Here is a 19950-nt window from a genome sequence, read left to right as displayed (position 1 = left end):
TTCGTATCGGCCACCATCGTCCCCGGCCATTTTTCGGGCGTCCAATGCCGTTCGGCTCGCGATTCATGCGAAACCGGCATCAATGCGGGCGGCGCCGCGCCCGCGGGCGGTTCGTGAGCGTCAGGCGAGCGACGCCTTCACCAGGGCCTGGAGGTCGCTCGCGAAGCTGGACATCGAGATGGTGCGGTGCCGCACGATGCCGACCGTGCGCTCGATCGTCGGGCTCGCGATCGGTACGGCGCGCACGGCGGGTGAACCGTACGCGCGCAGCGCGCTCTCGGGCAGGATCGCGCAGCCGACGCCGGCCGCCACGAGCGCCGCGACGCACGAGATGTGCTCGACCTCGTAGAACCAGCGGGTCCGCACGGCTTCCTGGCCCATCAGCATTTCGAGCAGCAGGCGGTTGCCGCTGTCGCGCCCGCCGATGATCAGCTTCGCGTGCCGCAATTCGCCGAGCGTGACGGCGTCGGCGCGCGCGAGCGGGTCGTCCTCATGGGCCGCGAGCACGTAGCGGTCGGTGAAGAGCGGCTCGAACGCGAGATCGTCGTCGTCGCCCGGGTGCAGGCTCACGCCGAATTCGGCGATGCCCGCGCGCACCTGCGACAGCACGAAGTCGTGATTGCCGTCGAGGATCTGCACGGCGACATGCGGATACCTGGCCGCGTAGCGGCGCAGCACGTCGGGCAGCGCCCGCGCGACGACGGTGGGGATGCACGCGAGCCGCACCTTGCCGTAGCGCTTTTCAGCGATCTCCTGGATCGACGACAGCATCATCCCGAGCTGCGCGATCTGCTCGCGCGCCATCGGCAGGAACTGGCGGCCGACGCCCGTCAGCGTCACGCTGCGCGTGGTGCGATGGAACAATTCGACGCCGAGCGCCTGTTCGAGCTTCTGGATGCGGCGCGACAGCCCCGGCTGCGTCAGGTGCAGCTTCTCCGCGGCGCGGTGGAACGTGCCGAGCTCCGCGACGGCGACGAACGCTTCGAGTTCCGAGTTTTCGACTTTCATGACGCTGGGCGCTCCGTGTCCGATTCGACGGCACGGAACGACGCGCCGCGATCAAGCGGTCATTGTCGTCGAAATCGCGGGGCGGCACGATCGGCGCGCGGGCGCAGCCGCGCGCGTCGATCCGCTCAGCGCATCTCGATGCTGCGGCACAGCGCGGCGTCGCGCTCGAAGCCGAGCCAGCCGGCCGACGTGCCGCTCCAGCCGATCACGTCGACACGCGCATCGGCAAGCTGCCGCGCCGCGACGAGAATGCGCTCGGCGTCGAACTGGTCGAGCGCGGCCGCGCTCAGTGCGATCTCGGTCACGGTGAAGCGCGCGAAGTGCACGCTGACGTTCGGCAGTTCGGCGACGATTGCGGTCGTCAGCGGTTCGAGCGCGGTGTTCGACGACGGCGTCAGGATACCGATGCGGATACGTGAATGCGTTGCATGGCCCCCGTTCAGTCGAGCAACTGCCGCACCGCGTCGACAGCCGCGCGGCGCAGCGCGGGCAGGTCGAGGCCCGGGATCTCGCCGTCGTCCACCACGATGCGGCCGTTCACGATGCTGTACTTCACGGGCGCCGGCTCGCCGGCCGCGACCGATGCGATCGCATAATCGTGGAAGCCGTTGAAGCGCGGGCCGCTCACGTCGTACAGCACGAGATCGGCGGCCTGGCCGACTTCGAGCGTGCCTACCGCATCGAGCCCGAGCACGCGCGCGCCGCCCTGCGTGCCCCAGTGCAGCACTTCCTCGGCGGTGGTTGCCGACGCGCCGTGCGCCGCGCGATGCACGAGCCACGCGAAATTCGCTTCGTGCGTCATGCTGCCCGATTCGTTCGACGCGACCCCGTCCACGCCGAGCGACACCGGCACGCCGGCCGCCGCCATGCGCGGCGCGGGCGCGATGCCACTGCCGAGCCGCGCGTTGCTGACGGGGCAGTGTGCGCAGCCGGTGCCCGTTTCCGCAAGCATCGCGATCTCGTTCGCTTCGAGATGGACCAGGTGCGCGAACCACACGTCGGGGCCGAGCCATTCGTGATCGGCGACGAATTCGACGGGCAGCTTGCCGTAGCGCTCGCGGCAGAAATCGACGTAGCGCGTCGTCTCGGAAAGGTGCGAATGCAACCGCAGGCCCATGCCGCGCGCGGCGCGCGCCACCTCGGGCAGCAGTTCGGGCGGCAGCGAGAAGGTCGGTGTGGTCGGCGCGACGACCACGCGGCGCATCGATGCGCTGCCCGCGTCGTGATAGCGCGCCTTCAACCGCTCGATGTCGGCGAGCATCTGGTCGAGCGTCTCGGGTTGCAGCGCAGTGCCGGCGAAGCCCGGATGGTCGCCGGCCGCCTGCAATGCGCCGCCGCGGCACAGCACGAAGCGCATCCCGAAGCCGGCCGCCTCGTCGAACAGCAGGTCGCCGGTCTCGGTCGTGCCGCCTGCGTGATACAGGTAGTGGTGATCGGCGCAGGTCGTCACGCCGGACAGCAGCAGTTCCGCGAAGCCGAGCCGCGCGGCGATGGGCGCGAGTGCCGGCGTGAAGCGCGCGACGCGCGGATAGGGCACGGCCGCGAGCCATTCCTGCAGGTCCGCGTTGATGCCGGCCGGCACGCCTTTCAACAGGTTCTGGAACAAGTGGTGATGCGTGTTGATCCAGCCTGGGTAGACGACGCAATCGCTTGCGTCGATCACGCGCTCGCCGGGGAGCGGCGCGAGATCGGGCGAGATCGATTCGATCCGGCCGTCGCGAATGCGCAGGTCGGTCTGACCGAGCCGCGCGGCGTCGCCGGCGCGGCCGCTCATGACCGCGACGGGGTTTCGGATCAGCAGCGAAGAAGAGGGAAGGCTCATGCTTGGGTCTCCTCGGATTCGGATAGTGGTTGGCCATCACGCGCCGCGCGCGGGCACGTTGCCGCGCGCGGCGCCTGCCGATCAGTCGCACTCGCGCGCCATCGGGCTGCGGTGCGAGGCGTCGTGATGCGCGTGGACGTCGACCGGTTCGGCCGCCGGCACGCCGTTGAGCAGTGCGTTGAGCGCGACCGACACGAGGCACGCGAGCACGACGCCGCTGTGCAGGAACGGTTGCGTCCAGTCGGGCATGTGTGCGAACACCTTCGGCGCCATCACCGGAATCAGCGCGGTCGCGATCGTGAAGCCGACGATCAACACGTTGTAGCGGTTGCCTTCGAAGTCGACTTTCGCGAGCGTTTGCACGCCGGCCGCGACGACCACGCCGAACATCGCGATACCCGCACCGCCGAGCGCGGCGGACGGCGTCGACGCGACGATCGCGCCGATCTTCGGCACCAGCGCGACGACGCACATCAGCACGCCGCTGACCGCGACGATCCAGCGGCTGCGCACGCCGGTCAGGATCACGAGCCCGACGTTCTCCATGAACGCGATGAACGGGAACGCAGCGAACGTGCCGGCGATCGCGCTCGCGACGCCGTTCGCGCGCAGGCCGCGCACGACATCTTCCTCGCTCACCTGCTTCTCGACGATGTCGCCGATCGCGACGAACAGGCCCATCGATTCGACCATCTGCACGATCATCACGACGACCATCGTCAGCACGGGCACGATCGCGAACACCGGCGTGCCGAAGTGGAACGGGACAGGCACGGTGAACCACGGCGCGGCCGCAACGTTCGTGAAGTTGCCCATCCCGAGCGCGATCGCGAGCAGGCTGCCGGCGACCAGCCCGATCAGCACCGACAGGTTGCGCAGGAACGCATTCGCGAAACGGTTGACCGCGAGGATCACGACCGCGACGACGAGCGCGACCGCGAGGAACGACAGCTCGCCGAACTGCAGCTTCGCAGCGTCGCCGCCGCCGGCCCACTGGTATGCGACCGGAAACAGTTGCAGGCCGATCACGGTGACGATGCAGCCCGTCACGACCGGCGGGAACAGGCGGCGCAGCCGGCCGACCAGCGGCGCCGCGAAGGTCGTGATGATGCCCGCACCGATCACCGCGCCGCACACGCCGGCGAAGCCCACGCCCGGCGTGAGGCCGATCGCGATCACCGGGCCGACGCTGCTGAACGCGACGCCCTGCAGGATCGGCAGGCGTACGCCGAGCTTCCAGACGCCGACTGTCTGCAGGATCGTCGAAATGCCGGAACAGAACAGCGCAGTGCTGATCAGCACGGTCGTGTCGGCGGGCGACATCTTCAGTGCCGACGCGACGATCAGCGGCACCGCGATCGCGCCGATATAGGCGACGAGCATGTGCTGCAGGCCGAGCGTCAGCATCTGGCGGCGCGGCAGGACCCGATCGACGGGATGTGAAGCAGAGTTCATGGGCGTGTCTCCTGAGGTTCGTTATCGGGCGGGTGCGTGGCGCGCCCGCCCGGCGTGCCCGTCAGGCCGCGATCGAGGCGGCGAGACAGGCATGGAAACGGTCGGTCAGTGCGGTGCGATCGAGATCGCGGCCGATGAAAACGATGCGCGACGAGCGCGGCTCGCACCCCCACGCCTGCGCGGCGCGCAGTTCGATCACGCCGTGCACGCCCTGCAGCACGTAGCGCTGCGCGCGGCCCTGCACGGCGAGGATGCCTTTCATCCGGAACAGGTTCGCGGTATCGGCGGCGCGCAGTTCGCCGAGCCACGTTTCGAGCGCATCGAGATCGACGTCCGCATCGATCTCGATACCGACCGACGATACGCTTTCGTCGTGTTCGTGATGGTCGTGGTCGTCGTGCGCGTGATCGTCGTGGCCGTGCTCATGCTCATGCTCATGGCCATGCTCGTGTTCGCTCGCCGGCGTATCCGCCCGCAGCCCGTCGCTCTCGACGAGGATCTGCGCGAATTCGTTCGCGCCGATGCCGAGGATGCGGTCGAGATCGACCTGCGCGTAGCTCGACGTAACGATCTCGGCCGTCGTGTTCAGCTCGCGCAGCCGCGCGGTCAGCGCATCGACGTCCGGCGACGTGACGAGATCGACCTTGTTGATCACGATCCGGTCCGCGCAGACGATCTGGTCGACGGCCTGGTTGTCGCGGCCGTCGAGCACGAGATCGTCGAGGTGCGCGCGGATATGCTTTGCGTCGACCATCGTGACGACCGCGTCGAGCGCGACTTCCTTCGCGATCGGATCGTCGAGGAAGAAGGTCTGCGCGACCGGATACGGATCGGCGAGGCCGCTCGTCTCGACGATGATGTGATCGAGCCGATCGGACCGCTCGACGAGCATCCGCACGATCCGCACCAGATCCTCGCGCACTGCGCCGACGCAGCACACGCAGCCGTTCGTCATCTCGTAGATCTCCTCGGTCGATTCGAGCACGAGGCCGCCGTCGATGCCGATCTCGCCGAACTCGTTCTCGATCACCGCGATCTTGCGGCCGTGCTTCTCGCGCAGGATGTAGTTGAGCAGCGTGGTCTTGCCCGCACCGAGAAAGCCCGTGAGCACGGTGACCGGAATCTTCTCGACGTCGCTGTGGGTGGTGTGGATGTGGGTCATGATGCGTCTCCGTTGAGTCGGTTGGGCTGCAATTCGCTTTCTTTCCAGCGATGGACGGTGCGGGAATCGAGGTCGAACAGATCGAGCACGCGGCCGAGCGTGTGGTCGATCATCTGGTCGAGCGAAGCGGGGCGCGCATAGAACGCCGGCACGGGCGGCGCGACGATCGCACCCATCTCCGTGACCGCCGCCATGTTGCGCAGGTGCGTGAGCGTGTAAGGCGTCTCGCGGGCAAGCAGCACGAGCCGGCGGCGCTCCTTCAGCACGACGTCGGCCGCGCGCGAAATCAGGCCGGACGACAGGCCGCTCGCGATCTCGGCGAGCGTCTTCATCGAGCACGGCGCGACGATCATCCCGAGCGTACGGAACGAGCCGCTCGAAATCGGTGCCGCGATGTCGTCGCCGCGGTACAGCACGCTGGCGAGCGCCGTGATGTCCGACAGCCTGAAATCGGTCTCGTGCGCCATCGTCAGCGCGGCGGCGCGCGACACGGCTACGTGCGTCTCGATGTCGAGTTCGCGCAGCAGCGCGAGCAGCCGCATTCCGTACACGAAGCCCGATGCGCCGCTGATGCCGACCACGAGCCGGCGCGTGCTCATCGCGCGGCTCCGCCGAGCGCTGCGATGACCTGCGCGGCGCGCTGCATCGCGGCGTCGCCGACGCGCGCACGCACGCCGTCGAAGCGCGAGCCGCGCGTCGCGTCGAGGCCCATTCGCGACGTCGTGCCGTCAGCGGATGACGACGGATCGAGCGGGCTGCCGGGCAGGCCGTCGACGACGAACAGGTCGCGATGCGGCTGGAAGTGCGTCGCGATCGCCCAAAGCACCTGCGCGTCGTCGGTGATGTCGACGTCGCTGTCGACCGCGACGACGTTCTTCAGGTACGGATCCCAGCCGAGCAGCGCGAGCATGATCTGGCGCGCTTCGCCGTCGCGTGTCTGTTTCAGCGCGACGTAGCAATGGAAGTGCGTGCCGGAATTCGGATAGTGGATCGCGGTGACCGCGGGAAAGCGCGCTTTCAGCTTCTCGCTCATCTCGGCTTCGCGCGGCAGCCGCGCGAGCGTCAGGTGTTCCGCGTACGGGCCGCCGACCACGTCGACGAGCCACGCGTCGTCGCGGCGCATCATCGTGTCGACGCGCAGCACGTTGTTGGTCGAGCGGTCCGACGAGTAGCCGGTGAATTCGCCGAACGGCCCTTCGTCGGCATGCGCGTCGGGATCGATCGTGCCTTCGAGCACGAACTCGGCGGCGGCCGGTACGCCGATGCCGTGGCGCGGCGTGCGCACGAGTTGCAGCGGCGCGCCGAACAGGCCGCCGGCGATCGCGCGCTCGTCCGCGCCGAACGGCAGGCGCGCGGCGGCGGCCAGCATGAACAGCGGATGCGCGCCGATCACCATCGCGACTTTCAGCGTGTCGCCACGTGCCTTGGCGGTTTGCAGCATCCGCCACAGATGGCCGCGCGAATGCAGGCTCGTCGCCAGTGCGTTGCGCGCATGCGGCATCGAGCGGTGGTAACTGAGGTTCGCGATGCCCGTCATCGGATCTTCGGCGACGATCACCGCGTTGGTCACATACGGCCCGCGATCGGTTTCGAAGTGGCGGATCATCGGCAACTGTGCGAGATCGACCGCATCGCCTTCGACGACATGGCCGAGCACCGGGCCGTGCGGCACGACGACCGGCGCGACGGGCGCGTTCGCGCGCTGCTGCCACGCGTCGAACAGGCCATTCGCATCGACGCCGAACAGCCGGCCGATGCGCGTGCGGGATGCAAACACGTTGGTGACGAGCGGCGCGGCGAGACCGTCGACGCGCTCGCAGACGAGCATCTCGTGCCGGCCGCGCGCGGCGAGCGACGCGACGACGGCCGTGACGTCCTGGTCGGCGGACAGCGGCTGCGCAATCGTCAGCACGTCGTCCGGAAAACGTTCGCGATATGCGTTCGCGAAGTGGTGGAAATCCTGCTGCTCGGCGAAAAGGCTGGACGCCATGATGCACTCCATCGGATGCGGAAGAGGAACGGCCGGACCGCGCGCATGCTTGCGACGGCGCGCGATCCGGCCGCCGGCGCGTTACACGTAGGTCGCCGTCAGGCGCTTCTCCGCTTCGTCGAGATCCTTCGGCGGTTTGGTCGGTTCGATGCCGACGAGGCGGGCGATGTTGTTGCCCATGTAGTCCTCGAGGCCGTCTTCATCGAGATCCATCCCCTGCGGCGCGGGCCCGCACAGCATTTCCAGCTCGCGCAGCCACATGCCGGGTTCGTTCGGTGGCGAATCCGTGCCGAACACGATCTTGTTGCGCGGCAGCTCGCGCGCGAACTCGACGATCCGCGCCTGGTAGCACCAGCCCGATTCGCAGTACACGTTCGGCGTGTCCATCGCCATCCAGAACGCTTCGAACGAGTAGTTGCCGCCCGTCTGGATCCCGAAGTGGCCGATGATGAAGTTCACCATCGGAAACTCGCGGATGATCGGGTAGAACTGCGTCGGGATCGTGTACGGCCCGTCGCCGGTGTGGATCAGCACGACGATGTTGTACTTCGCACAGACCTTCATCGCCGGGCGCAGCCAGTCGAGCGCACGATCGGGCCGGTAGCCGTGCATGTTCGCGTGCAGCTTCACCATCTTGAAGCCGTATTCCTTGATGTGGAATTCGAGCTCGGCCGCACCGTTTTCCGGGCCCCAGCGCGGGTTGTACGTGAAGTTGCCGATGAAGCGGTCGGGGTATTTCTGCGTGAGTTCGGCGATATACGCCATGTAGTCGCGGATGCCGTCGCGGCCGCGGCGGTTGCCGTCGCGATAGCCGGTGTTTCCCGGCGGCGGCTGGATGAAACCCATGTCGATGCGGCGCAGCTTGCCGTTGATGATGTACGGGCCGTCCATCATCTTCAGCAGGCGTTCGCCGGTGAACGGCTCGCCGGTGTGGCGCCAGGCCTCGTCGACGAGGTTGGTCGGGTGCAGATGCGTATCGATGATCATGCAATGCTCCGGAATCGGGATAAGAGGGCGCGGCCGTCAGGCGGCAAGCAACGCTTTCGCTTCGTCGACGGTGCGCGGTGCGGGCGTCGGTTCGAGACCGATCATTCGCGCGGTGTTGTTGCCGAGGTAATCCTCGAGCGTGTCCTCGTCGAGATTCATCCCTTGCGGCGGTTCGAAGCACAGCACTTCGAGCAGGCGCAGCCACATTCCAGGTTCGTTCGGCGGCGTGTCGGAGCCGAACAGGATCTTGTGCTTCGGCAGCACCTTCGCGAATTCGACGATGCGCGACTGCAGGCACCAGCCCGATTCGCAATACACGTTCGGCAGATCCATCGCGAGCTGGAACGGCTCGAAGCAGTAGACGCCGCCCGTCTGCACACCGAAGTGCGCCATGATGAAATTGACCGTCGGGAATTCCTTGATCATCGGCACCCATTCGGTCGGGATGCTGTACGGGCCGTCGCCGGTATGCAGCTTCACGAGCACGCCGAGCTCCGCGCATTTCTTCAGCGCGGGGCGCAGCCAGTCGAGTGCGCGGTCGGGCCGGTACGCGTGCATGTTGGCCTGGAACTGCACCATCTTGAAGCCGAGCTTGCGGACGTAGTGATCGATCGCGTTCACCCCGTTCTCCACGCCGCAGCGCGGGTTGTAGACGAAGCAGCCGATGAAGCGGTCGGGGTGCCTGCGCACCATTTCGACCGTGTACGCCATGTACGCGTCGATCGATTCGGTGCCCGACTTCTCGCCGTCGGTATACGTATAGATGGTGTTGCCTTGCGGCGGCTGGATGAAGGCCTTGTCGATGCGGCGCGGCTTGCCGTTGATGAGAAACGGGCCGTTCATCGTCTCGATCAGGCGCTCGCCGGTGAACGGCGGGCCGTCGTGACGCCACGCGAGGTCGACGAGATTCGTCGGGTAACAGCTGGTGTCGATGATCATCTACTCGATCTCCTTGAGAGGAACCGGGGGAACCGGTTGCCGGTTCGCGGGCAGGCACGTCGATGAAGCGACCCTGTCGGTCGGATTCACGCGGCCTTTTTCAAGGCGCCTTTTTTGGCGCCTTCCCCTCGCCGGCATCGAGTGACACACTGCGACGTGCACTGCTGCTTGAGACCGAGTGTCACCAGCCAATTGCCCTCTGTACAATATTTTTTACTGACGTTCTTGATACGTTTGCGATATGGACATGCGTGTGTTGCGTTACTTCGCGGTGCTGGCCGACGAACTGCATTTCGGGCGCGCAGCCGCGCGGCTCCATATCTCGCAGCCGCCGCTGAGCCAGCAGATCCGGCTGCTCGAAGAGCAGCTCGGCACCGCGCTGTTCGTGCGCTCGCAGCATCGCGTCGAACTCACCGAGGCAGGGAAAACACTGAAGGAGCAGGTGCCGCTGATCGTCGCGCAGTTCGATCGCGCGATCGATCTCACGCGCTGCGCGGGGCGCGGCGAAGTGGGCCGCCTCGCGGTCGGCATCATCAGTTCGGCGATGGTCGCGCCGATCCCGCGTGCATTGCGCGTGTTCGCCGAACGTCATCCGCAGGTGCACTGGTCGCTGCACGAGATGACGCCAGCCGTGCAGATCGACGCGCTGAAGGAGAAGCGGCTCGACGTGTGTTTCTTCCGGCTGTTCCAGGACGATCCGTCGATCCGCAGCGAGATCGTCGTGCGCGAGACGGCCGTGGCCGTGCTGTCGCTCGGCCATCCGCTCGCGGCGCGCGATGCGATTGCGCTCGGCGAGCTGGCTGGCGAGCAGTTCGTGTCGTTCGGCTTGCGGCACTCGCAACTGGCGCGCTTCCTGCAGCAGAGTTGCGTCGAAGCGCGCTTCACGCCGCAGATCGTGCACGAGGTGGTCGAGGTGCACACGCTGCTGTCGCTGGTGCGCGAAGGGTTGGGCGTCGCGCTGCTGCCGGCGTCGTCGCGGCAGATTTCGACAGGGGGTGTCGCGTTCGTGCCGCTGCTGCCGCCGGCGCTCGAGGTGTCGCTGCAGGCGCGCTACCGCGCGGACGATACGTCCGCGGTGCTCGCCGCGTTCCTCGATACCGTGCGTGAGGTCGCGGCGGAATTCAGCGCGTGAGTCAGGGTGCGAGCGACTGCGCGACCAGCGCGCCGATCGCGTCGATCAGCGGCTTCACGCGCGCACGCCGCTCGCGCGGCCAGATCGCATGGAGGTTGTAGTGCGTTGGAATCGCGATCGCGCACAGTTCGACGAGCCGGCCGTCGCGGCGCGCGTCGGCGGCGAGCAGGCCGCGCACCAGCCCGGCGCCGAGCCCTGACGCGAGCGTCGCGACGAGCCCTGCCGCGTTGTCGAACACCGCGACCGTATCGGGCTCGACCGGCGCGAGGCCGGCTGCTTCGAGCCATGGAATCCACGAACGCTTCGTATAGCCGAGCAACGGCAGTTCCAGCACCTGTTCGGGCGTGAGCGGCGCGGTGAGTCCATAGCGTTCGAGCAGCGCGGGCGCGGCCATTGCGGTCAGCCGGTCGGGGCAGACCAGCGCGCTGTCGACGCCTTCCCATTCCCCGTAGCCGTAGCGCAGCGCCACATCGACGCGATCGAACGCGTCGCGGTCGTGACGCGGCGCCGACAGCACCATCAGCGCCACGCCGTCGAGCGTGCGCATCAGTTCCGGCAGCCGCGCGGGCAGCCAGCCCTGCATCAGTTCCGGATCGACGTCGAGCCGGATCGACGGCCCGGTCGTGCGCCCCTTCACCGACGATAGTGCGCGATCGATCTGTTCTAGGCCGTCCGACAACTGGTTCGCGAACAGCGTCCCGGCATCGGTCAGGATCACGCGGCCGCCCGCCCGCGCAAACAGTGGTTGGCCGATGAATTCCTCGAGCGAGCGAATCTGCTGGCTGATCGCGCTGTGCGTGAGCGAGAGCTGGCGCGCCGCGCTGGAAAAGCTGCCGACCCGCGCGGCCTGCAGAAACGCCTGCATCGACTGGATCGAAGGGTATCGCTTGAGCATCTGTTAGTCCGACTGACAGGGAATCGACGAAATGATCGCTGGCGTGCCCGCGCATCGCGTTTCGATAATGCTTCGAAACCGCGCAACGGACGCGGGCCGACACCATGAACGCGAATCAGGAGACAGCGCATGATCGACATCGTCGTGAACGATACACGCCATTCGCTCGAGAATGTACCGGAGGATATGCCGCTGCTCTGGGTGCTGCGCGACCGGCTCAAGCTCACCGGCACGAAGTTCGGCTGCGGCAAGGGCCTGTGCGGCGCATGCACCGTGCATCTCGAAGGGCAGGCCGTGCGGTCTTGCCTGATCCCTGCCGTCGCCGTGAACGGGCGGCGCGTGACGACGATCGAAGGGCTGTCGCCGGACGGGCGCCATCCGCTGCAGCTCGCATGGGTCGCGGAAGACGTACCGCAATGCGGCTATTGCCAGCCGGGGCAACTGATGCAGGCCGCCGCGCTGCTGAAGGGCGGGCAGCCGGTCGACGATGCGACGATCGTGCAGGCAATGTCGGGCAACGTGTGCCGCTGCGGCACGTATGCGCGGATTCATCGCGCGATCAAGCGCGCTGCGTCGGGCGATCCCGCGTTGAAGGCCGCCGCCGAACCTGCAAAGGAGGCGTGACATGCGCGACGATCACGCACAGGATGCGCAACGCGCCGACGATACGCCGCGCCGACGTTTTCTCAAGCAAGGCACGGCGCTGCTCGCGGCCGGCATCGCGATCGGCTTCCGGATGCCCGACGCCATGGCGGGCAATCAATCGGCAAGCGGCGACCCGCATCCGTCCGCCGGCGAGTTCGAACCGAACGCGTGGGTACGCGTGCTCCCCGACGACACGATCAGGCTCGTCGTGCACAAACACGATTCGGGCACCGGCACGCGCACCGCGCTCGCGGCGGTGGTCGCCGAGGAACTCGACGTCGATCCGTTCAGGGTCGACGTGATCACGCCGGAAGATCCGTTCTTCGCCGACTATATCCATCCGCTGTGGAAGGTGTTCTCCACCGGCGGCAGCACGAGCGTTGCGCTGGAATACGACCGGCTGCGCCACGCGGGCGCAACCGCGCGCGCGATGCTCGTCGAAGCGGCCGCGCATCGATGGAACGTGCCCTTGTCCGAGTGCACGACGGGCGACGGTGCGGTCTCGCATGTGGCGAGCGGACGTCGTGCAACGTATGGTGCGCTCGCGTCGGCGGCCGCGCAGTTGCCCGCGCCGAAGCAGGTCGCGCTGAAGGATCCCGCGCATTTCCGCTATATCGGCAAGTTGCGCGAGAAGCGCGGCGCCGCGCAGAAGGCCGACGGTTCGTTTCCGTACAGCCTCGACGTGTCGCTGCCGGGGATGCTCGTGGCGGTCGTCACACGCGCGCCGGTGATCGACGGTCGCGTGCGCAGCGTCGACGCGAAAGCCGCGCTCGCGGTTCCCGGTGTGCGCGACGTGCTGCAGATTCCGCCGCGCCCCGACGTGCTCGGCGGCAACCAGGCCGGCGTCGCCGTGCTGGCCGACGACTACTGGTCCGCGCATAGCGGGCAGGCCGCGCTGAAGATCGAATGGGAGGACAGCCCGTTCGAGACCTTCGACAGCAGCACGCTCGCTGCCCGCCAGGCCGCCTGGGTCGACGATCCGGCCGCGCGCGCCGTGCCGACGATCCAGGACGGCGATCCCGCGCAGGCCACCGCGTCAGGCGTACGCATGATCGAAGCGTCGTATGCGATGCCGCACAAGGCGGCGAACCCGCTGGAGCCGATCAACGTCACCGTGTGGGCGCACAACGGCGGAATCGAATACTGGGGCGGGCTGCAGGTACCGTCGACCGCGATGGAAGCGGCCGATGTGATCGGCGGCATTCCTTCGCATCGCGTGACGCTGCACGAGCTCGTGTCGGGCGGCAGCTTCGGTGCGCGCGAATCGAAATACTGGCTGTTCGAGGCGACCTGGCTTGCGCTGAAGACGGGCAAGCCCGTGAAGTTGATGAACAGCCGCGAGGACGAAATGCGTGCGCTGTTCTATCACGCCGCGAGTTGTCACCGCGCGCGGGCCGTGCTCGACGTGCAAGGCAATCTAGCATCGCTGTGGCTGCGCGGCGTGATGCCCGCATCGCCGGAGCAGTGGGAACCCGGCTATCTGAATCGGCCGGACCGGATGGATTTCAGCACGACCGAAGCGATCACGAAATGGGAGTTCGCGTATGCGGCGCCGCATCGCGACATCGGCTGGGTTCGTCTGGAGACCGGCGTGCCGACCGGCTGGTTTCGCGCGGTCAGCTATATCCCGAACGTGTTCGCGGTGGAATCGGTGATGGACGAGGCCGCGCATGCGGCCAAGCGCGATCCGGTCGAATTCCGACTGGCGCACATGCGCGGCCGGCCGCGTCATGCGGCCGTGCTGCGCGAGGCGGCGAAGCGTGCGGGATGGGGGCAGCCGTTGCCGGACGGTGTCGCGCTCGGTATTGCGACGAATCAGGCGTACGGCAGCTATGTCGCGGTGGTGGCGCGCGTGGTGCGCAAGGACGGCGCAGTACGCGTGGAGAAGCTGACGTGCGTGGCCGACTGCGGTATCGCGGTATCGCCGGGTGGTGTCGAGGAACAGTTGTACGGCGGGCTGATGTGGGGGCTTGGCCACGCGACGTCCGACCGCATCGAATTCCGGCACGGCCGCGTGCAGCAGTCGAACTTCGATACGTATCGCGTGATGCGGATGAACGACATGCCCGCGACCGATATCCATATCGTGCAGGGCGATCCTGCGAAGCCGGGCGGTGTGGGCGAACTGTCGAGCCCGTCCGTGACGCCGGCGATCGCGAATGCGGTGTTCAGGCTGACGGGAAAGCGGTTGAGGGAGACGCCGTTTGATTTGTCGGCGGTGGGGTAAGCGCGGAAGCATCGTGGTTCAGCGCACGCACCGGACGCGAGAAAGTATTTGCGTCCGGTGCAATCATGTTCGCCGCATACAAGTACGTTCCACGCGCGCCGTTTGGAGGTTTTTTGCTGCTGTTCGGATTTGGAGTCGTGGCCGTTGGTGGATACGCAAGTAGAGCGCATATGCTGAAGATAAAACCGTTCGACAACAGCTACAAGAAGGCGCGCGACAGCTACAAAGTAAAGGACGACGAGCAAGATCAGTCGAGGTAGTTGCAGACGGCAGCCCCATGCACTGGAAAACGATCTGGCTCGCCACGTAAGACCATATGAAGTTCGAGACAGCCGCGCATCCAATCCGCTGATCAATTCGCAGGCGTTGGCACTGAACCGACGACGGATGCCGCACTCCCCCAAATCATCTAAAACAGCCCCAATTCCCCATACTTCCCACCATTTCTCCCGGGTGTATCCCACTGGTTTCCCACGCGACTTTCTACCTAAGATGAAGGAATCATGCGCGTAATTCGGTACCTGCACGCGCATGGAGGGAGGCAGTAGGCAGCGTCGGGACCGACGCCAGCGGATGTTCCCATCATGGATGCGAAAGTGTGCGCGTCCGCAGCCAGTTTTGCGACTGCAGCGACGCCAACGGGCGCGGCGGCAATGGCCGCGCGGACGGCGTCCGGCCGGCTTGGCCGAACCGCTTCGCTGCGCCACGCGTTTCTCGCAATCGTTTGCGTTCTGAGCGCTGCGCCCGCCATGCTCGCCGGGGCAACCGCCGATGCGGACGACCCGCCCGACACCGTACGTATCGCCGCCGTCGCGAGCCCCGCCGATTCCCTCGATCCCGCCATTTCGTCACACGACACGGCCGTGCGTCAGGTCGTGCTCGGCATCATCAGCTTCACGCACTGGCCGACGACGCCGGTGCGCCTGCATCTTTGCGTGACAGGCCGGCCCGACTACGCGCGCGGGCTGACCGACACGCTGCAGGCCGGCTCGACGCTGCTCGACGTGCAGCGCGTGCGCTTCGACGATCCCGCGCTCGGCACGGTCTGCGACGTCGTTTATCTCGGCACCCTGAGCGAAGACGAGAAAACACGGGTGAGAGTAGCGGTGGCCGGCCATCCGGTCCTGACGATCTCGGAGCACGATCCGTCCTGCACCGCAGGCGGCATGTTCTGTCTCAACGTCGACGGCGAACGCGTCACCTTCGACATCAATCTCGACGCCGTCGCGCGCAGCGGCGTGCGCGTGCACCCGAACGTCCTCAATCTCGCACGACGGCCGGTGGCGCCATGACACGGTCCGCACCCCCCGTTTCCGCTTCGCGCCTGCCGCGCCCGACGCTGCAAAGCGTGTTGCGACGCGCGCACTTGCGCCTCGCGTTCGTCGCCGTCGCGATGGCCGCTGTGTCGTTGATCGTCGTCGCCGTGATCGCGTTGCGTGCGTATGCCGGCAACAACCTGAACCTGCTGGCGCGCTCGCTCGGTTATACGGTCGAGGCGGCGCTCGTGTTCGGCGATCGCATCGCGGCGAACGAGGCGATCGGGATGATCGCCGGTGACGAGGACGTCGCGCAGGTAGTCGTCACCGACAGCAAGGGACAACTGTTCGCGACGTGGCAGTTGCCGGCCGGAAACGGGATCGCGCGGCTCGAGCGCACCGTCGCCGATGCGGCGCTGCCTGGGCCGGTTACCGCCGCGGTCACGCATGACGGCATCATCGTCGGTCACGTCGTCGTGCGCGGGCGCGGACATCAGTTCTTCGGCTTCCTGCTCGGCGGCGTCGGCGGCATTCTCGGCTGCCTCGCTTTCAGCGTGTTCGGTGCGTATGTCAGTTCGAAGCGTCTGCTGCGCGACATCGTTTCGCCGCTGCGCGCGCTGGCGGGCGTCGCGCACGCGGTGCGGCGCGAGCGTGCGTTCGGGCGGCGCGTCGAGTCCGCGGCGATCGCCGAACTGAACCAGCTCGGCGACGACTTCAACACGCTGCTCGACGAATTCGAAGACTGGCAGAACACGCTGCGCGACGAGAACGCGTCGCTCGAGCACAAGGCGACGCACGATGCGCTCACCGGCTTGCCCAACCGCGTGCAGTTCGAATCGCGCCTCGCACTTGCGCTTTGCGATGCCACGTTGACGGGGCAGCGGGTCGCCGTCCTGTATCTCGACTGCGACCGCTTCAAGGAGATCAACGATTGTCTCGGTCACGACGCCGGGGACGCGGTGCTGATCGGCATCGCGTCGCGGCTGCGCGCGCGGGTGCGCGAGGCCGATCTCGTCGCGCGCCTGGGCGGCGACGAATTTGCGGTGATGCTGGCGGCGGTGCCCGAAGCGGGCAGCGTGTGCCGGATCGCCGACGAGATTTTGTCCGGCATGGCGCCGTCGATCGAGCTGTCCGACGGCCGCGTGGTGGCCACCATGATGAGTGCCGGCGTTGCGCTGTATCCCGATCACGCGTCGGACGCGAGCAGCTTGCTGCGCGCGGCGGATATCGCGATGTACCGCGCCAAGCGCGCGCGGCCGGGATCGTGGCGGTTGGCGGAGAGCGTTGCAGGGCCGGTGTGACGTTGATCGACTCGCGCTGCGGGCGAGGCCGCGGCGGCGGTTAAAAGAAGCGCTTGCAGCGCGGGCGCGATGGAAGGGGATGTGAAATGAACCACTCGTTTCCTGTGAGCATGGGGCGGATGTGCGTCGGGAGTGCGCTGCTGCTGTGCATGCTGCTGGCGGGCTGCAAGGCGCCGCCGCTTCATCGCGGGCTGACGCAGACGCAGGTCACGGCATTGAAGTCGGCCGGGTTCCAGGAGACCGGGCAGGGATTCGAGTTCGGCTCGATCGGGCCGATTCTGTTCGATTTCGACCGGTATAACCTCAAGCCGGATGTTCGGCGGATCGTCGAACGGATCGGGCGGACGTTGAGATCGGCGGGGATCAACGGGGTGCGGGTTTACGGGTACTCGGACGACGAGGGGGAGGCTGCTTACGATTTCGAGTTGTCGAGGCGGCGGGCTGAAGTCGTTGCCGTTGAACTGGTTGACGTCGGACTCGATGCGAAGCGGATCGCGATCGTCGGGAAAGGGAAGCGCGATCCGGTAGGGGATAACAAGACGCCGGCAGGGAGGGCGCAGAACCGGCGGGCGGCGATTGTGGTTTCGCCGCGGTGAGGAAAGTGCGCCGCGATCGCGATGACGCGACTGCCCACCGGTAGGCAGTATGTTCGTTCAAACACTGACCCCGGCATGAGGTCGGTTAGTTTCAACTGTTTCCTACCGTTGTCACGCAAACATCCGAGCATCCGTTGATCGTCGTGGTGTCCCGGGCTGTCCGGCTTATCGAGGTACGCAGCGGCACGGTTTTCATTGCCGACCGTCGCGCTGCTTGGCCGTGGACGACCTGCGTTCAGGCGCTCTGCTGCCGGTCCAGGTTTCAGTTTTAAGGGCCGGAAAGCAAACGTTTGCGGAAGACTTTCAAGCAGTCGGGTTTTACCCTACATTATCGAAGCCGCGGACCGGCGAACCGGCCGATGGAACCTGAGATCACACGCAAGGAACAAGAATGAGTTTCGCTCCGAACGGGGGTATTCCCACTGGATTGGGCGGCGGTGCGTTCGGCTCCCTGAGCGCGCTCGGCGGCCTTGCCGGCCCGGTTGCATCGAGTGTGGCCGGCAGCCTTGGGCCGCTCGCCGGCCTGGCCGGGCACGTCGACACCGTCCAGCGCGCGATGCAGCTCGCGCAGACCGGCTTCTCGCTGATGGACAAGACGCCCGGCGCGATTGCCGAAGCGATCAACGGCGCAGCCAACCCCGCGCGCCTGACCCAGCTCAACCGTTACGTCACGCTCGATACACCGCTCGGCCCGGATGTGCTGCTGGTCAGCGCGGCCGTCGTCGACGAGCACGTGAACCGCTTGCCGGAAATTCATCTCGACCTGCTGTCGCACCGCCATGACCTGCGCCCGGAGGATCTGATCGGCCAACAGGTCAAGATCCGCTTCGATCAGCAGGCGCGCCTGTCGACGCTCGAACGCGTCGTGGCGTCGGGTGCGGTCGAGGGCGATCGTTACTTCGACGGCTACGTCGCGTCGTTCGACCGCGCCGGCAACCCCGGGAACGTCACGCAATACCACCTGACGGCCGTGCCGTGGTTCTGGTTCCTGACGCGCTCGACCGATTGCCGGATCTTCCAGAACAAGACCGCCCAGGACATCCTCACCGAGATCTTCCAGGAACACGGTTTTTCCGATTTCTCGTTCGACATCCGGACGAGCCAGAAGCCGCTCGAGTACGTCGTGATGTACCAGGAGAGCTACTACAATTTCTGCGCGCGGCTGATGGAGCAGGAGGGGCTCGTCTGGACCCACCGCTACGAGAAGGACAAGCACTTTCTCGTGATCGGCGACACGAACCTGCTGTTCCGCCCGATCGACGGGCTCGCGACCGTGCCGTTCGCCTCGACCGAGGCCAGCGAGGACGGCGGCATCGACCAGTTGCACGAAGGCCGGCGCTTCGGCGTCGGCAAGGTCACGTTCCGCGACTTCAATCACCAGAATCCGTCGTCGCCGCTGATGCTGGTGGAGGCCGGGCCGCAAAACCTCAAGCACGCGCGGCTCGATGCGACCGAGCGGTTCGAGCACCAGTCGCTGTACGACCACGGCGACGACGGCAACCGCTACGCCCGTTTCGCGATGGAGGCCGAGGAGGTGCAGGCCCATCGCTATACCGGCGGCGGCTACGCGTGGCGCATGACGACGGCCGGCGCCGTCAACGTGGCGAATCACCCCGTCCTCGAAAACAATCAGGAATACGTGATCCTGCACGTGCGTCACGAGGCGGTGAACGACTACACGCAGCACAGCGCGAAGCTGCCGTACCGCAACAGCTTCGCACTGCTGCCGAAGAAGATTCCGTACCGTGCGCCGCGCGCGACGCCGAAGCCGGTGATTCACGGCACGCAGTCGGCGATCGTCGTCGGGCCGAAGGGCGAGGAAATTTATACGAACGGTAGCGCGGTGAAAGTGAATTTCCCGTGGGACCGGCGCGGCAAGAAGGACGGCTCGGATTCGATGTGGGTGCGCGTGTCGCAGCCGTGGGCGGGCGACGGTTGGGGCGCGGCCGCGATTCCGCGGATCAAGCAGGAAGTGCTGGTGGCGTTCAATCAAGGCGATCCGGATAACCCGGTGATCGTCGGCCGCGTGTTCAACGGCGAGCAGGGCAACCCGTACCACGGTGCCGCTGGCCAGACGATGGGGATCAAGAGCCAGACGCACAAGGGGCAGGGGTCGAACGAGATCCGCATGACCGATACGAACGGCATGCAGGAATTCTTCATGCACGCGCAGAAGGACATGAACACCGTCGTCGAGAACAACGAGACGCACAAGGTGATGGGACCGATGCGTACCGTCCTCGTGGCGACGGGCAGCGAAGAAAAGCAGATTCCGCAGGGCAACCTGACCGAGACGATCGCCGAGAAGCGCAGCACCACGGCGACTGCCGTCGAGGTGACGACGCCGGCGAAGGACGGTGGCGGCGGCACGCAGGTCTACATGGCCGAGCGCGGCATCCTGCTGAAGGTGCAGGACAGCTCGATCTCGCTCGCGCCCGAAGGCATCCGCCTCGAGCACAAGGGCTCCGTGATCCTGATGACCGACGACGGCGTGATGGTCAACGGACAGCGCATCGATCTCAACAAATAAGTCGA

General features: G+C 66.6%; 17 protein-coding genes and 1 pseudogene. 8 read left to right on the top strand and 10 right to left on the bottom strand.

Annotation, left to right across the window (positions count from 1 at the left end; all coding sequences use genetic code 11):
* Window positions 1-120 precede the first annotated feature (120 nt).
* From CFB46_RS29500 to CFB46_RS29460, 9 genes and pseudogenes are all read right to left on the bottom strand, one after another.
* Entirely contained in the window at window positions 121-1008 is an 888-nt protein-coding gene (locus CFB46_RS29500; protein ID WP_089502177.1) for a LysR family transcriptional regulator, read from the bottom strand.
* Between the two features lie 137 nt (window positions 1009-1145).
* Window positions 1146-1451, bottom strand: a pseudogene (locus tag CFB46_RS29495) (Asp/Glu/hydantoin racemase); the annotation flags it as partial.
* Window positions 1448-2830, bottom strand: a complete 1383-nt coding sequence (locus CFB46_RS29490) for an amidohydrolase family protein (protein ID WP_089502176.1) — start codon at window positions 2828-2830, stop codon at window positions 1448-1450. The pseudogene CFB46_RS29495 and the gene CFB46_RS29490, both read right to left, overlap by 4 nt.
* An 81-nt stretch (window positions 2831-2911) precedes the next feature.
* Entirely contained in the window at window positions 2912-4285 is a 1374-nt protein-coding gene (locus tag CFB46_RS29485) for a nucleobase:cation symporter-2 family protein (RefSeq protein WP_089502175.1), read from the bottom strand.
* A 61-nt stretch (window positions 4286-4346) separates the two neighbouring features.
* On the bottom strand, window positions 4347-5447 hold the full coding sequence (locus tag CFB46_RS29480; RefSeq protein WP_089502174.1) for a CobW family GTP-binding protein: 1101 nt from the start codon (window positions 5445-5447) through the stop codon (window positions 4347-4349).
* A complete protein-coding gene (locus CFB46_RS29475) occupies window positions 5444-6046 on the bottom strand; it encodes a UbiX family flavin prenyltransferase (protein WP_089502173.1) in 603 nt (200 codons plus the stop codon). Before CFB46_RS29475 ends, CFB46_RS29480 begins: the two co-directional genes overlap by 4 nt.
* On the bottom strand, window positions 6043-7437 hold the full coding sequence (locus tag CFB46_RS29470; RefSeq protein WP_089502414.1) for a UbiD family decarboxylase: 1395 nt from the start codon (window positions 7435-7437) through the stop codon (window positions 6043-6045). Before CFB46_RS29470 ends, CFB46_RS29475 begins: the two co-directional genes overlap by 4 nt.
* Window positions 7438-7518: 81 nt before the next feature.
* Window positions 7519-8424 carry an amidohydrolase family protein gene (locus tag CFB46_RS29465; protein WP_089502172.1) on the bottom strand — a complete coding sequence of 302 codons (906 nt, stop codon included), beginning with the start codon at window positions 8422-8424 and terminating at the stop codon, window positions 7519-7521.
* Between the two features lie 36 nt (window positions 8425-8460).
* The gene (locus CFB46_RS29460; RefSeq protein ID WP_089502171.1) at window positions 8461-9363 is read right to left on the bottom strand and encodes an amidohydrolase family protein; all 903 of its coding nucleotides are present in this window, start codon (window positions 9361-9363) and stop codon (window positions 8461-8463) included.
* A 241-nt stretch (window positions 9364-9604) separates the two neighbouring features.
* On the opposite strand from CFB46_RS29460, the gene CFB46_RS29455 reads away from it, so the two are divergent.
* The gene (locus CFB46_RS29455) at window positions 9605-10495 is read left to right on the top strand and encodes a LysR substrate-binding domain-containing protein (protein WP_027781258.1); all 891 of its coding nucleotides are present in this window, start codon (window positions 9605-9607) and stop codon (window positions 10493-10495) included.
* 1 nt (window position 10496) lies between these two features.
* On the opposite strand, the gene CFB46_RS29450 is transcribed toward CFB46_RS29455, so the two are convergent.
* Window positions 10497-11390, bottom strand: coding sequence for a LysR substrate-binding domain-containing protein (locus CFB46_RS29450; protein ID WP_027781257.1), 894 nt, complete (start codon window positions 11388-11390; stop codon window positions 10497-10499).
* Between the two features lie 129 nt (window positions 11391-11519).
* Between CFB46_RS29450 and CFB46_RS29445 the strand changes: the two genes are divergently transcribed.
* The 7 genes from CFB46_RS29445 (at window position 11520) to CFB46_RS29415 (ending at window position 19945) form a co-directional block, all read left to right on the top strand.
* Window positions 11520-12014: a (2Fe-2S)-binding protein gene (locus tag CFB46_RS29445; RefSeq protein ID WP_027781256.1), complete on the top strand. Its 495-nt coding sequence runs from the start codon at window positions 11520-11522 to the stop codon at window positions 12012-12014.
* A gap of 1 nt (window position 12015) precedes the next feature.
* Window positions 12016-14262: a xanthine dehydrogenase family protein molybdopterin-binding subunit gene (locus CFB46_RS29440; protein WP_089502170.1), complete on the top strand. Its 2247-nt coding sequence runs from the start codon at window positions 12016-12018 to the stop codon at window positions 14260-14262.
* 65 nt (window positions 14263-14327) lie between these two features.
* Window positions 14328-14522, top strand: a complete 195-nt coding sequence (locus tag CFB46_RS29435; RefSeq protein WP_089502169.1) for a hypothetical protein — start codon at window positions 14328-14330, stop codon at window positions 14520-14522.
* 324 nt (window positions 14523-14846) lie between these two features.
* Window positions 14847-15554: a YfiR family protein gene (locus CFB46_RS29430; protein WP_089502168.1), complete on the top strand. Its 708-nt coding sequence runs from the start codon at window positions 14847-14849 to the stop codon at window positions 15552-15554.
* Complete coding sequence (locus CFB46_RS29425) at window positions 15551-16819, top strand: diguanylate cyclase domain-containing protein (RefSeq protein ID WP_089502167.1); 1269 nt, start codon at window positions 15551-15553, stop codon at window positions 16817-16819. Before CFB46_RS29430 ends, CFB46_RS29425 begins: the two co-directional genes overlap by 4 nt.
* Before the next feature lie 86 nt (window positions 16820-16905).
* Window positions 16906-17415 carry an OmpA family protein gene (locus CFB46_RS29420; RefSeq protein ID WP_089502166.1) on the top strand — a complete coding sequence of 170 codons (510 nt, stop codon included), beginning with the start codon at window positions 16906-16908 and terminating at the stop codon, window positions 17413-17415.
* A gap of 391 nt (window positions 17416-17806) precedes the next feature.
* Window positions 17807-19945: a type VI secretion system Vgr family protein gene (locus tag CFB46_RS29415; RefSeq protein ID WP_089502165.1), complete on the top strand. Its 2139-nt coding sequence runs from the start codon at window positions 17807-17809 to the stop codon at window positions 19943-19945.
* Window positions 19946-19950 lie beyond the last annotated feature (5 nt).

The organism is Burkholderia sp. HI2761, assembly GCF_002223355.1.
In the GTDB taxonomy this organism is placed as follows: Bacteria; Pseudomonadota; Gammaproteobacteria; order Burkholderiales; family Burkholderiaceae; genus Burkholderia.
This window is presented reverse-complemented; position numbering and strand designations above follow the sequence as displayed.

Excerpts from the sequence above, each read along its gene's own strand:
- CFB46_RS29425 (WP_089502167.1), top strand. The coding sequence starts at position 15,551 with ATGACACGGTCCGCACCCCCCGTTTCCGCTTCGCGCCTGCCGCGCCCG.
- CFB46_RS29485 (WP_089502175.1), bottom strand. The coding sequence starts at position 4,285 with ATGAACTCTGCTTCACATCCCGTCGATCGGGTCCTGCCGCGCCGCCAG.
- CFB46_RS29475 (WP_089502173.1), bottom strand. The coding sequence starts at position 6,046 with ATGAGCACGCGCCGGCTCGTGGTCGGCATCAGCGGCGCATCGGGCTTC.
- CFB46_RS29420 (WP_089502166.1), top strand. The coding sequence starts at position 16,906 with ATGAACCACTCGTTTCCTGTGAGCATGGGGCGGATGTGCGTCGGGAGT.
- CFB46_RS29430 (WP_089502168.1), top strand. The coding sequence starts at position 14,847 with ATGGATGCGAAAGTGTGCGCGTCCGCAGCCAGTTTTGCGACTGCAGCG.
- CFB46_RS29460 (WP_089502171.1), bottom strand. The coding sequence starts at position 9,363 with ATGATCATCGACACCAGCTGTTACCCGACGAATCTCGTCGACCTCGCG.
- CFB46_RS29435 (WP_089502169.1), top strand. The coding sequence starts at position 14,328 with ATGTTCGCCGCATACAAGTACGTTCCACGCGCGCCGTTTGGAGGTTTT.
- CFB46_RS29490 (WP_089502176.1), bottom strand. The coding sequence starts at position 2,830 with ATGAGCCTTCCCTCTTCTTCGCTGCTGATCCGAAACCCCGTCGCGGTC.
- CFB46_RS29445 (WP_027781256.1), top strand. The coding sequence starts at position 11,520 with ATGATCGACATCGTCGTGAACGATACACGCCATTCGCTCGAGAATGTA.
- CFB46_RS29470 (WP_089502414.1), bottom strand. The coding sequence starts at position 7,437 with ATGGCGTCCAGCCTTTTCGCCGAGCAGCAGGATTTCCACCACTTCGCG.
- CFB46_RS29465 (WP_089502172.1), bottom strand. The coding sequence starts at position 8,424 with ATGATCATCGATACGCATCTGCACCCGACCAACCTCGTCGACGAGGCC.
- CFB46_RS29440 (WP_089502170.1), top strand. The coding sequence starts at position 12,016 with ATGCGCGACGATCACGCACAGGATGCGCAACGCGCCGACGATACGCCG.
- CFB46_RS29455 (WP_027781258.1), top strand. The coding sequence starts at position 9,605 with ATGGACATGCGTGTGTTGCGTTACTTCGCGGTGCTGGCCGACGAACTG.
- CFB46_RS29415 (WP_089502165.1), top strand. The coding sequence starts at position 17,807 with ATGAGTTTCGCTCCGAACGGGGGTATTCCCACTGGATTGGGCGGCGGT.
- CFB46_RS29480 (WP_089502174.1), bottom strand. The coding sequence starts at position 5,447 with ATGACCCACATCCACACCACCCACAGCGACGTCGAGAAGATTCCGGTC.
- CFB46_RS29450 (WP_027781257.1), bottom strand. The coding sequence starts at position 11,390 with ATGCTCAAGCGATACCCTTCGATCCAGTCGATGCAGGCGTTTCTGCAG.
- CFB46_RS29500 (WP_089502177.1), bottom strand. The coding sequence starts at position 1,008 with ATGAAAGTCGAAAACTCGGAACTCGAAGCGTTCGTCGCCGTCGCGGAG.